Source organism: Nostoc sp. DedSLP03 (assembly GCF_034530815.1).
GTDB lineage: Bacteria > Cyanobacteriota > Cyanobacteriia > Cyanobacteriales > Nostocaceae > Nostoc.
Map to the genome: position 1 here is coordinate 40,784 of NZ_JAVRCK010000054.1, position 16,853 is coordinate 57,636.

Here is a 16,853-nt window from a genome sequence, read left to right on the forward strand (position 1 = left end):
AAAATAGAGTATTTTTACACAATATAACTACAAAGTGTATGTAAAATCTTCTACCAGCATACCGGGAACTAAACTACCTCCAAGTTGGCGACTTTCATAAGTTCCTACTTCGGGAATGAATTCTTGAAAAGTAGTCAAATCTATTAGATTTTCTCCCCAAAAGCGATAGAGACTTTCATCAAAACGCAGGTTTTCAATGGGGGCGATAATTTCTCCATTTTCTATCCAAAAACAAGCATAGCGGGTCATACCTGTGATTCTACCAGTGTGGCGATCGCTCCAATTCAAGTAATGCAAATTTGATACATATAATCCTGTATCTAAACTCGGAAGAATCTGCTCAAATACTAAATTTCCCGGACTCACTTCTGGCGCTCGTAAAGTCTCTGAACCATTAGCACCATTGGCAATTTTTTGATATTCCTTAGCAGTTCGAGAATTCACCAGAGTATTTACCAAACTTCCTTTTTCTATTACAGGTAACTCCGGTGCTGCCATTTCTCCCAATTCGTTAAATCGCGGCACTAATCCCTGCTGAAAATTTTCTTTTAAACTAAATCTTAGAGAAAGTTGTTTTTCTTGACGCGATAAAGCAGCTAAAGCACTGTTCCCTTGTTGGATATCAGCTTCGCTTACCGCTCCCCAAGAAAGCATCAATAATAAATCTGCAACAGCAGCAGGTGCAAAATAAGTTTTATACTGTCCCCGTGGCAGTTCTTTAGTTGGGTGAACAAGTAATTCTAGTTGTTTTTTAGCTTCGCTAATTTTGGCTATATATTTAGATTCATCCCAATTACTCCCGGCAAACGTGCCCTTAACTGCTTGTCCAGATGGGGAAAATAGAGAATAATCTAAGGTAAAAGAATCAGTAGCAAACCAGTGTTTTTGACCGCTAGAATCACCATAAGCTTTAATTATCACTCCCCCGGCATATATCCCTGTAAAATCCAATTCAGCAACTAGTTCTAGTACAGTTGGTACTACTGCCTCAGCTGCTAATAAATTTCCAGAATGTATTTCTCTACTGATATTATTTCCTGATGGCAAAACTAGATATGGATCGACGGGTAGTAGAATAAGTTCGTCACGTAATTCTTGCAAAGAAGTATATGCTAACTGCCAATCTACCTCCCAATTTCCAGTAAAGGGAAACTGCCGAACACTGTTGCGCTGATTTTGCATCAAAGTCAGTTCTATCCAACCATCAGTAACACAACCAGTTTGTCGCACTTTCGCATGATTAAAACGAGTAAATTGACTTATTTCACTACTAAGTCTCACAGTGAATTGTTCATTTTCTGCTTTTTTAATCAGCAAACTTTCAATCAGTCGATTAAAGCTGACTTCTAACGCAGATAATTCCTCAATTTTCATGGATATTAAATATTAATAGGGAATAAAGAGAGGGAAAAAGTTAGGAGTTAGAAATTAGGAGTTAAAAGAATTTTTATAAGTAGCTAGGCGTAAATAAATTAAAGTTTGTAGTAAGGACTTTATTCCTGATAATCCTTTTTGAGCGATGAATCGCTCATGACAAGTTAGGATTTTATTTTATGTTTAATTATGCCTACCTACTTAATTCAAAACTCCTAACTATCAACTCCTAACTCCTAACTATTGTATTTTTCAAGTTCCTCCACCAAAAACTTCGACATTAGCAAACACGCAGACAGGTGAACCGTGTCCTACCCAAATAGCCTGATTTGGTTCTCCTTTGCCACAATAAGGAGTACCATACATTTGCCAATTTGTGGCATCTCCGACTTTAATTAAACTATGCCAAAACTCTGGTGTTGTGGCGCGGTAATTTGGATTACGAAGGGTTTTGGTGAGTTTGCCATTTTCAATTAATTTAGCGTACTCACAACCAAATTGGAATTTGTAGCGGCGATCGTCAATTGACCAAGAACGGTTAGATTCCATGTAAACCCCGTGTTCTATCCCGCCAATAATGTCTTCAAAAGTGCCGTTTAAAGGCTCTAAATTCAAGTTACCCATGCGATCGATCGCTGGTCGATTCCATGAGCAAGCACGGGCACAAGCAACTCCTGGTACACCTGCTCTGGCTTGACTTTCCAGACTGCCTAAACCGCGTTGAAGTACTCCTTCTTTAACCAAATATTCCTTTGTTGCTACAGCACCAGTATCATCAAAGCCATAGCTGGCAAATTCACCAGGGACAGTGGGATCAAAGGTAATGTTCATCAACGGCGAACCATATACGAGGTTGCCAAAATCACTTTTATTAACGAAACTGCCCCCAGCATAGTTACGCTCATCTCCCAAAATTCGGTCAATTTCTAGGGGATGCCCGACACTTTCATGGATTTGCAGCATCATTTGATCTGGGGCTAAAACTAAATTGGTACGGGTAGTTGGGCATTCTTCTGCTGTCAATAGTTCTACTGCTTGTTCGCCTATTTGCCGCACCCGATGCCATAAGTTTTCTTGTTTTAATAGTTCGAGTCCGCCTTGGTAACAGTTTGCTTGGGAGCCGTTGTAGCTGCGCTGCTGTACAACTGCTCCATCTTGGGCAGTAGCTCCGTAATTCGTGCCTATAGATAGAATTTTTTGATAGACTTCTGAGCCATTGCTGCTAACAAACCAAGATTCTCTCTCGATTGTGCTAGCACTGGCTATGGTTTGCACAATTTTGTCGTCAACTTTGAGCGTTTGGCAAATACGAACCAGCAACTCGTTGATTTCCCCTGGACTTAGAGCATCCAATGGCTCAAGAAATGGAGATTTATATTCACCAACAACTTTAGGACGCTCACTTTCACGGAAGGGATGTATCCACCATTCACTGGCTGCTATTGCTTGGTTATAGGCTGTTTGAGCAGCAGTTTGCAGGGAAGCCAATTCCAGAGAGTTAGTAGCTGCATAACCCAGACAGCCATTCACCAAAACTTCCAGCATGGCTCCCACGGTGAAGGATTTGCCGTTTAGTTGGGGTAAGGCGTCACGGACTGAACGGGTAGTAGAAGTCTCCTTTACGGCTCTAATACCAATCCAATCAGCAGGAATATCGAAACTAGCGATCGCTTTTTTGAGTTCAGACCACATAATTCAATTCAAAATTCAAAATTCAAAATTCAAAATTAATGAAGTTATTGTTGACGATTTTGTTTGGTTTTGACGACTATTGCGGCAATTATTTTGATTAACTCGTTAATTTCACCCAAAATTGGCAGTAGACGGTCTTCGGGGATCAACTCAGTTGCAATTAGAAGTCTTAGTCAATATTTGGTTTCCCTGCCTCCTTTGAGAGCAATTTCTAGCTTGTGAATGAAATCAGCTGTACTCTGTGCCGATTGCGATTCTTCAACGTTTGCTCCAATCGACGTACCAGACTTAAGTAACTGTTGTAAGAGTGTTCGCCCCACTCTAGGACTTTCATTGAGTACCTTACAAAGGTTAATTATGCGAACAGAAAATTCAAATGTTCTATCTGTGATTTGTTTGTGGTTGTTCATCATTTTGAATTTAATTATTCCGGTGCCAGCGTGTGCCATCACGGCTATCAATTAGCGTAATACCTTCTGCTTGTAGTTCGTCACGAAAGCGATCGCTTTCGGCAAAATTTTTGGCTTTACGTGCTTCTTGCCTTTGCTGAATTTTCGCTTCAATTTCTGCATCGCTTAAACCATTAATCTTGTCAGTTTCCGCTTCTATCCCGGCTTCTAAACCCAAAACTCCAGCCAATGTGACAAGAGTTTGCCATTGATGTTTTAACTCATCAGGGGAAGTTTCAGTTTTACCTTCATGCACAATAATATTTCCCTCACGGCGCAGTTCTTTGGCTAATTCAAACAGCACTGTTAATCCACCAGGAAAATTAAAGTCGTTATTCACAGTTTCTTGAAAGCGTTCAACAGTTTCAGGAAGTAGTGAGGCAGTTTCTACTCCCCAGTCTAGTTGTTTACCGTACTGATAGCCGAAGAGTAACCCTTCTTTAATGGTGTGCCAGCCGTTGGTTGCTGCGGCGATCGCTTCGTCGGTAAAATCAATTGGTGTGCGATATTGAGCGGTCAACACGAACAACCGCACTGCCATCGGGTCAACTCCTCGATCCAGTAAGTCTCTAATAGTGGTAAAGTTGCCCAAAGATTTGGACATTTTTTCACCATCTACTTTCACCATGCCGTTATGCAACCAATAACGCGCTAAAGGTTTTCCGGTGACAGCCTCAGATTGGGCAATTTCGTTTTCGTGATGAGGAAAAATTAAGTCAGCACCACCAGCATGAATATCTATGGTATCACCCAAGCGATCGCGCACCATTGCCGAGCATTCTATATGCCACCCCGGACGACCTGCGCCCCAAGGTGATTCCCAAGCAGGTTCTCCTGGTCTTGCTGCTTTCCACAAAGCAAAATCAAAGGGGTCTTTCTTTTTCTGGTATTCTGGATCTTCTACGTTGACGCGCTCGCTCGCTCCGGCTTGCATATCCTCTAACTTGCGTCCCGAAAGTTTGCCATATTCAGAAAACTGCCGCACTGGATAATACACATCACCATCAGCAGGGTAAGCAAAACCTTTATTTTCCAACTCATGAATTAACCGCAAAATGCCATTCATTGTGTGAGTAGCACGGGGATATTCATCGGCTTCTTTAATCCCCAGCCGCGCCATATCCTCAAAATATGCTTTGATAAAGCGATCGGCTACAGCTTCCATTGAGGAATGTTCAGCACAGGCTCGATTGAGAATCTTGTCATCAATATCAGTAAAATTTTGGATATATCGCACTTCATAACCGATAAACTGGAGGTATCGGCGTACTACGTCCCAAACGATGCAAGCTCTAGCATGACCCAAATGGCAGTAGTCGTACACCGTCACACCGCAGTAATACATCTTAACCTTGCCTGTTTCGACTGTTTCAAACGGTTCTTGACGACGGGTGAGGGTATTGTAAAGGGTTAGGGTCATATATCAATTCAAAATTCAAAATTCAAAATTCAAAATGGAAAACCACCTATTGGCGGGCATTCTGGCTGCTGACTGTGTGGAAGTCAAAGGTGAAACAGCTTAACAGATGTAACCCTGAATAGAGAGATAAGCAATAATAGGGTAAAGCAGCTGGGATGACAGTCCAGCATCCCTATGCTAGTACGTCATGGCGGAAATCAACATACTATGGGACAAAATCTCGAAAGCTCATAAATCAAGAGTTTTTGAATTTTGAATTTTGAATTTTGAATTCCGCGTAGCGGCGCTAGTGTTTTCTGGACTATCTGCGCTACATTACTATTTTTTGACTATTTGATAACAGCGCTATGCAATCAGCAGTTACACCCGAATCTTCGGCAATGGATACGCCCAAACAAGGAATGCCAGTAACAATTATTACGGGTTTCCTCGGTAGTGGCAAGACGACTTTACTTAATCATATCCTCAACAACCAACAGGGTTTGAAAACCGCTGTTCTCGTGAATGAATTTGGCGAAATTGGCATCGACAACGAGCTAATTGTTTCCACTGGTGAGAACATGGTGGAGCTAAATAATGGTTGTATCTGCTGCACTATTAATAATGATTTGGTAGATGCAGTTTACAAAGTTTTAGAACGCCAAGAAAATCTAGATTATCTAGTAGTCGAAACAACTGGATTGGCAGATCCGCTACCAGTAGCTTTAACATTTCTGGGTACAGAATTGCGGGATTTAACCCGCTTAGATTCGATTATTACTGTGGTAGACGCGGCTAATTACAGCCTAGATTTATTTAACTCTGAGGCAGCATACAGCCAAATTGCTTATGGTGATGTAATTGTGCTGAACAAGGCAGATTTGGTTGATGAAGCCACTTTGAACCAGTTAGAAAGAAAAATTAACGAAGTCAAGGAAGGAGCAAGAATTATCCGCGCGACGCGATCGCAAGTGCCACTTCCTTTAATTTTGAGTGTTGGTCTGTTTGAGTCAGATAAATATTTTGACACAGTGGTGGATAAACACGACCATCACGATCATCACGACCATGACCATGACCATTCAACATGCGGTCACGATCATCACGACCACGACCATGACCATCACGATCATCACGATCATCACCATCATTCTCACCATTTAGAAAATGATGGTTTTACTTCCATCTCTTTCCAAAGTGACAAGCCTTTTTCTATTCGGAAGTTTCAGTATTTCTTAGATAATCAGCTACCCTCAAATATCTTCCGAGCCAAGGGGATTATGTGGTTTGATGAAAGCCCGAAGCGTCATATTTTCCACCTTTGTGGTAAACGCTTCACCTTGGATGATGATGAATGGAAAGGCCAACTGAAAAACCAGTTAGTACTGATTGGTCAAAATTTGGATCGTGAGACTTTAATTAGTCAACTCGAAAACTGCATTTGTCTACCTTCAACCTCTCGCGGTAAAGGGTTTGGCAAATAAAACTTAGGAGAGACGCGATTAATCGCGTCTGTACAGGAATTACTACTCGTTCCCAGGTGGAACCTGGGAACTGTATTCTCAATGGCTTTGCCATCAATTTTAAGCAAAATGAGAAAATAGCGATCGCTTTTTGAATACAGAAAGTTTCAGCAAGAAACTCACAAGTTTTATCGAACATTAAGAATTTTTATCGGGTGATAGACACTCGTTGTTTTTACAGCAGATTTCAAGTAAATGAGGTACAAAATTTCATAAAAAAGTCATATACCAAGAGACTTTAAACCTTATTCCCTATTCCCTGCTGTATGTATTGCTCTAAAATCAAAACGTTGATAAATGTTCTGATTAAAATGCGCGTTGTTATCCAGCGAGTCAAATCATCTCAAGTTACAGTGAATGATGAAATTGTCGGTAAAATTGGGCGGGGGCTAAATTTGCTCGTAGGTATAGCCAATACCGATACTGATGCTGAAATCGACTGGATGGTTCGTAAATGCTTAGAATTGCGGCTTTTTCCTGACGAAGGAGGAGACGAACGATGGCAAAAATCTATACAAGAAATTGGTGGCGATTTGTTAGTAGTCAGTCAGTTTACCCTTTATGGTGACTGTCGCAAAGGTCGCCGTCCTTCTTTTGACCGTTCAGCCGCTCCCCAATCGGCAGAAGATTTATATAATCGTTTTATTACTAAGTTAAGAGCTAGCGGGTTGCAGGTAGAAACTGGTAAATTTGGTGCAATGATGCAAGTTATCATTGAAAACGATGGGCCCGTAACTTTGTTACTTGAAAAAGAAGCAATTTAAGTATATACACCAAAAACTGAATCACAGTAGCTTCTAGACCGTGGTGTTCTAATTGATGAGAGAATATTAAATTAACCATCACCAAAGTTTAAATTCATTCATCATGGCGAAAATCCAGTTTTCTAGAGGTCTTGACGAAGAGGTAATTCCAGATGTGCGCTTAACGCGATCGCGTACTGGGGATAGTGGTACAGCGACCTTTATTTTTACAAATCCGAAAATTTTAGATCAAGGTACTACCGAAGATATTACCGGAATGTACTTGATTGACGAAGAAGGCGAAATAATTACCCGTGAAGTTAAAGCTAAATTTATTAACGGGAAACCGGAAGAATTAGAGGCACTTTACGTAATGAAATCTGCCCAAGAATGGGATCGCTTTATGCGCTTCATGGAGCGGTATGCTGAAGAAAACGATCTGGGACTGAGTAAAAATGAGTCATAGGGCTTAGGGCATAGGGCATAGGGCATCGGTAATTGTCATGTTCAATGAATGCGCCATTTACCATGCCCAATTATCCATTATTAAAAGTTCATGAGTGACATACAATGCCACAACCCCATCCAGACTTGCCTGGAGTTTTAGTAACTTGTGCTGTGGTTACTGTCAGCGATACACGCACTTTGGAAACAGACAAAAGTGGCCAGCTAATTCAGCAGTTACTCCTTGGTGCAAACCATGCTGTAGGAGCCTACACGATTATCAAAGATGAACCAACACAAATTCAAGGGCAGATAGAAAATCTAGGCAAAAGCTCAAATTTGGATGCTGTAATTTTTAATGGTGGTACAGGTATTGCACCAAGAGATACCACCTACGATGCTATTGAGAAGTTACTAGAGAAAACTTTGCCGGGATTTGGTGAGTTATTTCGTTTTTTAAGTTATCAAGAAATTGGTTCGCGGGCGATCGCTTCTCGCGCTGTTGCTGGTGTTTATCAAGATAAATTAATTTTCTCGCTTCCTGGTTCCAGTAATGCTGTGCGACTGGCGATGGAAAAACTGATTTTACCCGAACTCACTCACTTGGTAAGTCAGGTTTGTAAGGGTTGAAATGAGCAACTTTTCAGAAAGCTATTATAAAATTCAGTTATGAAACACTGAAATCATCCTTTATCCACTTACACCTTGAGACTACCCAGAATTATAGTGAAACGGATGAAATATTAATATCAGATCGGTAATGGAACCTATTTACTGGAATTGCATAATTGCTCATAGCATTACTGCATTTTCATACTTTGGTATCCCCATAGTAATAGGGGTTTTCTTTGCCAAAACGAAGGCAACTATCCCTCCTAAGTTTTGGCTAGCCTTTTTCTTATCAGGTGGATTCGTACTATTTTGCGGATTTCATCACTTTCTGGCGATCTTTGAGTCACATATAGCAGTGTCCCTGCTGCACTTAGGCGTGCTTGATGTAATGGCATTTATTTCTTTATCTGCTTTACTCTACCTAATGCCAACCGCTTATCAAATTGTAGAGGCGATCGCCAGATATCAAGAAGATACGCGCGAACTGCAACGTAGCCAGCAGATGCAACGGCTATTCCTAGATCAGGGGCCATTTGCAGCATATATCAAAGATGAGCAATCTAGAGTGCTTTACTACAACCAGGAAATACAGTCTAGATTTTCAGTAGATTCACAAGAATGGTTGGGAAAAACTGATAGGGAATTCTTGCCAGATCCAGAAGAGGGGCAGAGAGTTATGGAGAACGATCGAGTTGTTTTGAAGACTCTACGTCCTTTGAAGCTAATTGAAGAGGTAAAAGTACCTAGTAACAATCAGCCGTGCTACTGGCTATCGTTTAAGTTTCCGTTCAGCGATTACGCAACGGGTGCTTACCGTATTGGGGGAATCAGTATTGATATTACAGAATCTATAGAAGCACAGCGATCGCTAACTGACTTAAATCGGCAGCTAGAAGAAAAAACACTGAAATTGGAAGCAAAAAAACGAGAACTTATATATCTCTCAGATATGGCGGAGATGCTTTATTCCTGCGAGTCTGAAGATGAGGTGTATCAAGTAGTCGGTTTAACGTGTTCCAAGCTATTTCCGAATATGAGTGGTTCTATTTATATAATTGCTAATTCTAAAAATTATGTTCAGATGAATAGTTTTTGGGGAGGTGAAAGAAAGAGTAAAGAAATATTTTCAATATCTGATTGTTGGGCTTTGCGGAGAGGAAAATTAAATCTTTTATCGCCTCGTAATTCAGGACTAATGTGCAGTCACTTAATACAGCCTGTTAGCGGCACACATTTGTGCATTCCATTGTTTGCACAAGGCGAAGTAGTTGGGAGTTTACACCTCGACGCGCTTGAAGAAATCAGTCCAGAAAATCGACAAACTTCTGAGATTATTGCTAGAACATTAGGCATTGCACTAAATAATCTATCGATCAAACAACGTCTAACCCATGAAAACTTGCGGGATGGGATGACCCAACTATTCAATCAAAGCTATATGGAAAGCATAACAGAACAAAGGCTAGCTGAAGCGGAACGATCGGGACAACCTCTTAGTATGATTTTTCTTGATATCGATAACTTCAAGTCTTACAACTCGCGTTATGGACATGTGACTGCCAACATTGTTCTCCAGGGATTAGCAAAGTTACTGTTAAAATCTATTCGCTCCTTTGACATTGCTTGCAGATGGGGTGGTGAAGAGTTTGTGATTGTCATGCCTAATATGACACTGGAAACGCTCAGAAAGCGAGTAGAACAATTAAGGGTAGATATTGAACAAATGCAATTGAAGGATGGCGATCGCCTCCTCGAAAGCATCACCGCTTCTTTTGGAATAGCTGTATCAGAACCAGGGATGACGGTTAAAGATTTTCTAAATAGGGCGAATCAAGCGATGCTTGAGGCAAAGCGAACAGGGAAGAATCGAGTTAGGGAATATATAAATACCTATAATTGAAGAATAAGGAATTCAGAATACCACAAGCGGTCAAACAATTTTAGATTTTAGATTTTAGATTGACTCTATGACTATTTTTTGCGCTTCAGTTGGCATAGAAATCAGAAACTTATAAATTTACTCTATAAAAAAAACAACTCCCTGAAGATATGGGAGTTGTTTTTTATATTCAAGCAGTTTTTAAAACATTTAGAATGGAGCGATCGCTAAACAAATAGTAGCCAAAATAGCAGCGATTATATAAAACACTCCAACCACTTGTAATTCTGACCAGCCAGTAAGTTCTAAATGATGGTGTAAAGGTGCCATTTTCAAGAGACGTTTACCTTTGCCATCAGGGCCCTTCGTGGCTTTGTAATAACTTACCTGTGCCATCACCGAAAGGGTTTCTACAAAAAAGATACCACTGAGAATAAACAGACCTACTAAAGTATTTGTTAATAGTGCTACAGCAGCTAAAGCTCCTCCCAAAGCCAGGGAACCAGTATCTCCCATGAAAACACGGGCTGGGTTGCGATTATGGGCTAAGAAACCTAAACACCCGCCACTTAAAGCCGCACAAAAAACCATCAATCCTGGTGCTGTTGGGGCGACTAAAGCACCTAATGCCAAAAGTGCGATCGCTACTGTTCCTGCTGCCAAGCCATCAATACCATCTGTTAAATTAGTCGCATTGCTTTCTGCAACTAGTACGAAACCTGCTAAAGGCCAAAATAGAAATCCTAATGGGAGTGTGAAGCTCACCCAAGGTAAAGCAATATTTGTAATATTAGAAGGTTGATTAAACATCAGCCATAGACAAAACATAGCCGCAAAACTCACCTGCAAAGCCAGTTTTGTTTGTGGAGATATACCTTTATTTGATTTCCGGCGCAGAATTTGCCAATCGTCGAGCCAGCCAATCAATCCATAGCTGATGGTCAAAGCCGAAACTGCAAGCACCTCTTTAGAAAAGTTAGACAATATACAGGCAAGCAGCACAGATACAGGTATAAAAAATATACCGCCCATTGTGGGAGTGCCTGCCTTTTTGAGATGAGCTTGAGGGCCATCTTCACGAATTATTTGTCCAGTTTTAAGTGCTTGAAGTAAAGGTATTACCCAATAGCCCACCACACCTGAACCCAACGCACACAACAGTAATGGCAGGGTTAACGACATACTTTGCCAAGGTAGCCGATTGGCCATCGAATCCAAGAAAAAGGCTGTTGTACCTAACCCTACGGCTAATAAAGAGGCTAGAGCGATTCCAGAAATGTTTAATCCTTGCTCAGGAGATAATTTAGCGTCCACAGAAGTTTCCCTTCACTCCACACTTATAAAATTGAATACCATTAACTAGGGATACTACCAAGTCCCTAGCCTGAAAAGGCTAATTCTCAGCGATTCCTATATCATCATCTTCATCATCATCGAGGTCGTAGCCAATTCCGTCTTCTACACCCATTAAGGAGTCTATTCCTTCTTCGTCAGTTTGAAAATCCGGTTCGTGAACGTCACGCGCGATGATGCGACCGTTGTTTTGTAACCAGTCCAACAAAGAGGATTCTGGCTTTAGGGGGATGACATCGGCTCTTTGGTTACGAGCTGCTTCACGTAATGGAGAGTTCAACATATCGAGTGAGGACAAGAAAAGGTTTACGTAAGTTGACATTTAGAGTCTATCACTTGACACGGATTAATTTAGTTATCTTTTCAACCCTTTAGTTGATAAATCCGCATTCAGATAGAAATTTTTTTATTTAATAAGCATAAGGCTTAAGTCAAGCGATTCTTAGTAATTTTTATGGCTGTACATATATGTCATTAATATCTTGTTTATGCTGATGGAAAGTGAGTGATTTTTGAGGTGACAGGCGATGATGCCAAAAGCGGCTCTTATGGATGCGATCGCACTTACTAATCGCGGTCTACTGGCGACTGAAGAACAGAAACAGGCTATCTTAATCGCGATCGCCAATTTAGAAGACTTTAATCCTACACCCCGTCCGGTGGAAGCTAGTAATTTGCTAGATGGCAATTGGCGATTACTATACACCAATAGCAAGGCTCTTTTAAACTTAGATCGTCTACCCTTATGTAAACTGGGTCAAATATATCAGTATATCCGGGTAGAGACTACCAGTGTTTACAACATAGCTGAGATTTATGGCTTACCTTATTTAGAAGGATTAGTCAGCGTTGCTGCTAAATTTGAGCCAGTTTCAGGTCGGCGTGTCCAAGTGAAATTTGAGCGTTCTATTATCGGCTTACAACGTTTAATAGAATACAATTCTCCGGTAACTTTTATCCAACAAATTGAAGAAGGTAGAAAATTTCCCGGAATTGATGTTGCCATAAACAGTGACAAACAGCAAGGCTGGTTAGATATCACTTATATAGATAACGACCTACGGATCGGCAGAGGTAATGAGGGAAGTGTGTTTGTCTTAACTAAAACATAAGCTTTTACAAAATAACTGTTTGCGAACGAAGGTACGCTATAACGTGTGCATTGTCAAGTACGATCTAATACATTTTTAAATTTGGGTTAGGGAGATAAGGAACTAAAGAATAACTAGTATTCAATGCTCACCCCATTTCCCCTGTCCCTAGTCCCCAGTCCCCAGTCGCCAATTCAGACAAATAACTTAACAAAGACTCTTGCTGCGACCTTGAGGTTGTAGAGTGAAATCAATTAGCCCTCTAGATTGGCGATTGATAACTAAAAGGGAAAATAATCATGGTTCAACGTGGTTCTAAAGTACGTATTCTCCGCCCTGAATCCTACTGGTTTCAGGATCTAGGAACTGTGGCTTCCATCGACCAAAGCGGCATCAAATACCCTGTAATTGTCCGCTTTGAAAAGGTCAATTACTCTGGTATCAATACCAACAACTTTGCCCAGGATGAATTAGTCGAGGTTGAAGCACCAAAGGCTAAAGCACCGAAAAAATAGCTGCAAAGCTACAAGGAAGTTGTTTGATGCGATGATGAAGGGTAGTCTTAAGTCTGAAGTATGAAGTCTAAAATTTCAGATCATTCATTACTTTGTCCTAGCCTACCCTAATCTACGAGAGCCGCCCTGCGGGTATTTACGGTTTCTTTTGGGTAGTAATACGAGCCATCTACGGCTATGTAAGTTACTACCCCATCTCTTCTTCCTCAATCCCTCAAATAAATCACAATTGCCTGCTTAACTCAGCTTGAATGCCCGAATTGCCTGAAGTTGAAACAGTCCGAAAGGGTCTAAATCAATTGACCCTCAACCAAGAAATCACGGGTGGAGATGTGTTGCTCGATCGCACCATCGCCTACCCGTTTTCTGTTGGTGAGTTTGTTAATGGAATTAAAAATAATGCGATCGCTACTTGGCATCGTCGTGGTAAATATCTCCTCGCCGAATTCTCCTCGTCTTCCGGCTGGCTAGGAGTTCATCTGCGAATGACTGGTCAACTATTATGGCTGGATAGAGATGAACCATTACACAAGCACACGCGGGTTAGATTATTCTTTGGGAATCGGCAAGAATTACGCTTTGTTGACCAGCGAACCTTCGGTAAAATATGGTGGGTTCCGCCTGGTGTTGCTGTAGAAAGTATTATCACTGGTTTGGCAAAACTGGCAGCAGATCCATTTTCATCAGAATTTACTGCTGAATATCTAGCAAACAAACTCCAAAACCGCCGCCGTCCGATTAAGACTGCGCTACTAGATCAATCCGTAGTGGCGGGATTAGGTAACATCTATGCTGATGAAGCATTATTTAAGAGTGGAATTTTACCTGAAACCTTGTGTATAGATTTGCAGCTAAAGCAAATTGAACGTTTGCGAACCGCCATCATTCAGGTGTTAGAAACTAGCATTGAGGCTGGTGGTACGACATTTAGTAATTTCTTAAATGTTAAAGGTACTAATGGCAATTATGGTGGTGTAGCCTGGGTTTATAACCGCGCTGGAGAACCCTGTCGAGTTTGTGGTACACCAATTCAACGGATCAGGTTAGCTGGGCGATCTAGTCATTTTTGCTTTGAGTGTCAAACGCTAGGGGGAGTTAGGAGACGCGATTAATCGCGTCTGTACAAGAGACGCGATTAATCGCTTCTGTACAAGAGTTAGGAGTTCTAACTCGAAATTCTTTTAAAATGCAGGTGAAAGACGTTAAAAATTTGAGAGAGGAACTCATGGCAGTTAAAAAAGGAGATATGGTTCGCGCTGTGCGCGAGAAACTAGAAAACAGTCTGGAGGCTAAAGCCAGTGATGCTCGCTTTCCTTCTTATTTGTTTGAAAGCAAGGGCGAAATTGTCGATATTAAAGGTGATTACGCCCTGATTAAGTTTGGGAAAGTGCCAACACCTAATATTTGGTTACGTGTGGATCAACTCGAAGAGTTTAAATAAGTAAAAAGAATTCAGGAGTCAGAAGTCAGAATTCGGCATTTATTCTGACTCCTGAATTTTTGCTGAGAAAAATCGCATCTTAATTTATGTGTCTCGTTATGCTACTGTGAATGTGGCATTTACATTACTGGATTGCTGGATGCAGCCACAATTGAACGCTTGGTAGAAAGAACTCGCAACGGTGGTGCAGAAATTGTGGAATTGATGCAGACAGGTGGTGCTTTTTTTGCTCCGGCATCGGCTACTAGTGTGATGGTAGAATCGATTTTATTAAATCAGTCGCGGTTGTTGCCTGTGGCGGCGTATCTGCAAGGTGAATACGGTTTAGAAGATGTTGTAATTGGTGTTCCCTGTCGGTTGGGATGCGGTGGAATTGAGAGTATTTTGGAATTGACGCTGACTGATGAAGAAAGAAAGGGTTTGCATACTTCGGCTCGATCTGTGCGTCAAAATATTGAGCGATCGCAAGAAATCATTCGTAATTTGTAATTTGTATAAATAGTAGCCAAAATAAAAGACAGTAGGTTCTAATCCCACTGCCTTATTTGTTATTTTAAAATTCATCACCTTATGAAAACCAATATCACCAGATTGGTTTTGCGTTAACGACGGTAATCCTGATCTGCGGGGTCGCCGTAGGGGTCTTCGCTGGCTGGGCGGACATCACCAAACTCCCCTGTGTCTCCTGTGTCTGCGGGGTCACCGTAAGGGTCTTCGCTAGCTGGGCGAACATTGCCATAAGACGAGATATCTGCGGGGTCGCCGTAGGGGTCTTCACTAGCTGGGCGAACATTGCCGTAAGATGCTGGGTCTGCGGGGTCGCCGTAGGGATCTTCGCTAGCTGGACGTACATTGCGATCGCGGAATTCGGTATCTTGATCGGCTTGATCGCTGTTCGATCCCAAAAGTAAGTCTTTCGCCTTTCGGAAAAATTCATTTACCATAATCTGTCTCCTGATTTAAGTTCGTGTTTCCGACGGGCGCGATCGGCGTTATCCTCCAGGAAACCCGCTTTATACACACGCTTCACCGATCTAGAGTGCTGGAGCTGCGGATGAAGTTATACCAGTTAGATCGCGACCTGTAGCACTCCGGTTATAACCTTGGAATTCCCGATACTTTTGTGCTTCAGATTCTGGTACTCGAATTCCTTCTGCTGGTGGCGTTACCCAGTGAGCGCGATGTTCAGCATCACGGTAATATACACGTCCGTTCTTGGAAAGATAGTACTTACCTTGCGCTCCATCTTGGGGAGCATTTTTATGTTGGTTGTAGAGGTAATAAAGTCCCGCAGCACCCGCCAAAATAGCAACTTTCTGTCCTGTAGACAAACCTTTCTTCGCTTCGGTTTGGCGATCGCTCACTGTTCTACCGACGGTATCATCAACAGGTGGTGGTGCTGAAGCTTTTTGGGAACCGCCTCCGCAGCTACTCAGCAAGGGCACCATTAGCAATGCCGAAAGCAGCACTGCAAATAGACGCGAAACTATTTTACGTTCTTTATATATTGTGTTCATTGGATTTCTTCATCACCTGTATTTGCTAAAAGCCTTGCTGTTGCAAAAACCAAGTTAGAAATCCTGTTATTTCACCTGGGATTGAAAAAACATATTTCACTTAATTTGTAACTGCACCAGCTACAGCGTTTCACTTTCATGATCATCGGTTTCTTCAAGTCTTCCATCCTGCCTTTGAGAGAAACTGCATTCATCCCAAAGAAATATATTGTTGATTTTTTATAAATCTATTTAGCTAAAACGCCCCAATTTTCAGCAATTTCTCGGTTATTTTTTTGTGCTAAATTACTTACAAAGATACAGCTACTACAATAACGATTGTCAAAAAAATACACTCAATTATGACATCAAAAAATACAGCCCTAGCTAGAACTCGTCTCCTTTTGGCTTTGTGGGATTTGGGAGGAACGGAGCAGGAAGTTAAAAAGGGTCAACTGACTAAACGAATTGTATCCAAAAGCCAGAAGGTAGCATATTATCAGGGCATATTCGAGGAATTACAGAAGCAGGGTGCGATCGCAATTTCCAAAAAGGGATACTCTCTGACATCTCCTAAAGGTTTAGAGCTATTGGGTGAGGGTTTGAAGAGTGGCAAGTTTAAGTTTGAAGGGACGATTGTCGGAACTTGGGCGGCAAATGCGTTGGTGAAATGGATTAGTCAGATAGATGTTGCGGTAGTTGGTGCAAATGTACCAGTTAATGGAAAGGGTGCGTTAGCGAAGCTTTCCGAAGGAATCGCATCTTATGACGAGTTTAAATCTGTGGCGTTAGGGCGTGTCATCAATTGAGCCAAATGACAGAAGCAGCCAGATAAATTGCAC

The 16,853-nt window shown here is 41.5% G+C and carries 17 protein-coding genes and 2 pseudogenes; 11 read left to right on the forward strand and 8 right to left on the reverse strand.

What is annotated here, in order from left to right:
* Positions 1-27: 27 nt before the first annotated feature.
* From RM368_RS23635 to cysS, 4 genes are all read right to left on the reverse strand, one after another.
* On the reverse strand, positions 28-1,374 hold the full coding sequence (locus RM368_RS23635) for a TldD/PmbA family protein (protein WP_322696302.1): 1,347 nt from the start codon (positions 1,372-1,374) through the stop codon (positions 28-30).
* 252 nt (positions 1,375-1,626) lie between these two features.
* The gene (locus RM368_RS23640) at positions 1,627-3,066 is read right to left on the reverse strand and encodes a TldD/PmbA family protein (RefSeq protein WP_322696303.1); all 1,440 of its coding nucleotides are present in this window, start codon (positions 3,064-3,066) and stop codon (positions 1,627-1,629) included.
* Between the two features lie 173 nt (positions 3,067-3,239).
* Positions 3,240-3,479 (reverse strand): four helix bundle protein, encoded by a 240-nt coding sequence (locus RM368_RS23645; protein WP_322696304.1) that lies wholly within the window; start codon positions 3,477-3,479, stop codon positions 3,240-3,242.
* A gap of 7 nt (positions 3,480-3,486) precedes the next feature.
* On the reverse strand, positions 3,487-4,935 hold the full coding sequence (cysS, locus tag RM368_RS23650) for a cysteine--tRNA ligase (RefSeq protein ID WP_322696305.1): 1,449 nt from the start codon (positions 4,933-4,935) through the stop codon (positions 3,487-3,489).
* Positions 4,936-5,282: 347 nt separating this feature from the next.
* Between cysS and RM368_RS23655 the strand changes: the two genes are divergently transcribed.
* The 5 genes from RM368_RS23655 to RM368_RS23675 all read left to right on the forward strand — a co-directional run bounded on the left by RM368_RS23655 (position 5,283) and on the right by RM368_RS23675 (position 10,136).
* A complete protein-coding gene (locus tag RM368_RS23655) occupies positions 5,283-6,398 on the forward strand; it encodes a GTP-binding protein (protein WP_322696306.1) in 1,116 nt (371 codons plus the stop codon).
* Between the two features lie 350 nt (positions 6,399-6,748).
* Positions 6,749-7,201: a D-aminoacyl-tRNA deacylase gene (gene dtd / locus RM368_RS23660; protein ID WP_322696307.1), complete on the forward strand. Its 453-nt coding sequence runs from the start codon at positions 6,749-6,751 to the stop codon at positions 7,199-7,201.
* 103 nt (positions 7,202-7,304) lie between these two features.
* Entirely contained in the window at positions 7,305-7,646 is a 342-nt protein-coding gene (gene psb28, locus RM368_RS23665) for a photosystem II reaction center protein Psb28 (protein ID WP_322696308.1), read from the forward strand.
* A 104-nt stretch (positions 7,647-7,750) separates the two neighbouring features.
* The gene (locus RM368_RS23670) at positions 7,751-8,254 is read left to right on the forward strand and encodes a MogA/MoaB family molybdenum cofactor biosynthesis protein (protein ID WP_322696309.1); all 504 of its coding nucleotides are present in this window, start codon (positions 7,751-7,753) and stop codon (positions 8,252-8,254) included.
* Between the two features lie 130 nt (positions 8,255-8,384).
* The gene (locus tag RM368_RS23675; protein ID WP_322696310.1) at positions 8,385-10,136 is read left to right on the forward strand and encodes a diguanylate cyclase; all 1,752 of its coding nucleotides are present in this window, start codon (positions 8,385-8,387) and stop codon (positions 10,134-10,136) included.
* 189 nt (positions 10,137-10,325) lie between these two features.
* Here the strand turns inward: RM368_RS23675 and mraY are convergent, their stop codons facing one another.
* Both mraY and RM368_RS23685 read right to left on the reverse strand, forming a co-directional pair.
* Positions 10,326-11,429: a phospho-N-acetylmuramoyl-pentapeptide-transferase gene (gene mraY, locus RM368_RS23680; protein WP_322696311.1), complete on the reverse strand. Its 1,104-nt coding sequence runs from the start codon at positions 11,427-11,429 to the stop codon at positions 10,326-10,328.
* Between the two features lie 79 nt (positions 11,430-11,508).
* Positions 11,509-11,751: a DUF3134 domain-containing protein gene (locus tag RM368_RS23685; RefSeq protein WP_322696317.1), complete on the reverse strand. Its 243-nt coding sequence runs from the start codon at positions 11,749-11,751 to the stop codon at positions 11,509-11,511.
* A gap of 244 nt (positions 11,752-11,995) precedes the next feature.
* Between RM368_RS23685 and RM368_RS23690 the strand changes: the two genes are divergently transcribed.
* From RM368_RS23690 to RM368_RS23710, 5 genes and pseudogenes are all read left to right on the forward strand, one after another.
* Positions 11,996-12,580, forward strand: a complete 585-nt coding sequence (locus RM368_RS23690) for a PAP/fibrillin family protein (protein ID WP_322696312.1) — start codon at positions 11,996-11,998, stop codon at positions 12,578-12,580.
* Positions 12,581-12,858: 278 nt separating this feature from the next.
* Positions 12,859-13,074: a photosystem I reaction center subunit IV gene (locus RM368_RS23695; protein WP_094349537.1), complete on the forward strand. Its 216-nt coding sequence runs from the start codon at positions 12,859-12,861 to the stop codon at positions 13,072-13,074.
* A 251-nt stretch (positions 13,075-13,325) separates the two neighbouring features.
* On the forward strand, positions 13,326-14,186 hold the full coding sequence (locus RM368_RS23700) for a DNA-formamidopyrimidine glycosylase (protein WP_322696313.1): 861 nt from the start codon (positions 13,326-13,328) through the stop codon (positions 14,184-14,186).
* A gap of 113 nt (positions 14,187-14,299) precedes the next feature.
* A complete protein-coding gene (locus RM368_RS23705) occupies positions 14,300-14,515 on the forward strand; it encodes an NAD(P)H-quinone oxidoreductase subunit O (protein ID WP_322663474.1) in 216 nt (71 codons plus the stop codon).
* Positions 14,516-14,606: 91 nt separating this feature from the next.
* Positions 14,607-15,004: pseudogene (locus RM368_RS23710) on the forward strand (malate dehydrogenase); the annotation flags it as partial.
* 113 nt (positions 15,005-15,117) lie between these two features.
* Here the strand turns inward: RM368_RS23710 and RM368_RS23715 are convergent.
* Together RM368_RS23715 and RM368_RS23720 are read right to left on the reverse strand one after the other, a co-directional pair.
* Positions 15,118-15,459 (reverse strand): translation initiation factor, encoded by a 342-nt coding sequence (locus RM368_RS23715; protein WP_322696314.1) that lies wholly within the window; start codon positions 15,457-15,459, stop codon positions 15,118-15,120.
* A gap of 90 nt (positions 15,460-15,549) precedes the next feature.
* Positions 15,550-16,032: a hypothetical protein gene (locus tag RM368_RS23720; protein ID WP_322696315.1), complete on the reverse strand. Its 483-nt coding sequence runs from the start codon at positions 16,030-16,032 to the stop codon at positions 15,550-15,552.
* Between the two features lie 341 nt (positions 16,033-16,373).
* Here RM368_RS23720 and RM368_RS23725 point away from each other — a divergent pair.
* A pseudogene (locus RM368_RS23725) lies at positions 16,374-16,802 on the forward strand (hypothetical protein); the annotation flags it as partial.
* Between the last annotated feature and the right edge of the window lie 51 nt (positions 16,803-16,853).

Bases quoted from the DNA above. Each gene is read 5' to 3' on its own strand.
- RM368_RS23705 (WP_322663474.1), top strand. From the start codon at position 14,300: ATGGCAGTTAAAAAAGGAGATATGGTTCGCGCTGTGCGCGAGAAACTA.
- RM368_RS23635 (WP_322696302.1), bottom strand. From the start codon at position 1,374: ATGAAAATTGAGGAATTATCTGCGTTAGAAGTCAGCTTTAATCGACTG.
- RM368_RS23695 (WP_094349537.1), top strand. From the start codon at position 12,859: ATGGTTCAACGTGGTTCTAAAGTACGTATTCTCCGCCCTGAATCCTAC.
- RM368_RS23675 (WP_322696310.1), top strand. From the start codon at position 8,385: ATGGAACCTATTTACTGGAATTGCATAATTGCTCATAGCATTACTGCA.
- RM368_RS23690 (WP_322696312.1), top strand. From the start codon at position 11,996: ATGATGCCAAAAGCGGCTCTTATGGATGCGATCGCACTTACTAATCGC.
- cysS (WP_322696305.1), bottom strand. From the start codon at position 4,935: ATGACCCTAACCCTTTACAATACCCTCACCCGTCGTCAAGAACCGTTT.
- RM368_RS23715 (WP_322696314.1), bottom strand. From the start codon at position 15,459: ATGGTAAATGAATTTTTCCGAAAGGCGAAAGACTTACTTTTGGGATCG.
- RM368_RS23670 (WP_322696309.1), top strand. From the start codon at position 7,751: ATGCCACAACCCCATCCAGACTTGCCTGGAGTTTTAGTAACTTGTGCT.
- RM368_RS23700 (WP_322696313.1), top strand. From the start codon at position 13,326: ATGCCCGAATTGCCTGAAGTTGAAACAGTCCGAAAGGGTCTAAATCAA.
- RM368_RS23685 (WP_322696317.1), bottom strand. From the start codon at position 11,751: ATGTTGAACTCTCCATTACGTGAAGCAGCTCGTAACCAAAGAGCCGAT.
- RM368_RS23640 (WP_322696303.1), bottom strand. From the start codon at position 3,066: ATGTGGTCTGAACTCAAAAAAGCGATCGCTAGTTTCGATATTCCTGCT.
- dtd (WP_322696307.1), top strand. From the start codon at position 6,749: ATGCGCGTTGTTATCCAGCGAGTCAAATCATCTCAAGTTACAGTGAAT.
- RM368_RS23655 (WP_322696306.1), top strand. From the start codon at position 5,283: ATGCAATCAGCAGTTACACCCGAATCTTCGGCAATGGATACGCCCAAA.
- RM368_RS23645 (WP_322696304.1), bottom strand. From the start codon at position 3,479: ATGATGAACAACCACAAACAAATCACAGATAGAACATTTGAATTTTCT.
- RM368_RS23720 (WP_322696315.1), bottom strand. From the start codon at position 16,032: ATGAACACAATATATAAAGAACGTAAAATAGTTTCGCGTCTATTTGCA.
- psb28 (WP_322696308.1), top strand. From the start codon at position 7,305: ATGGCGAAAATCCAGTTTTCTAGAGGTCTTGACGAAGAGGTAATTCCA.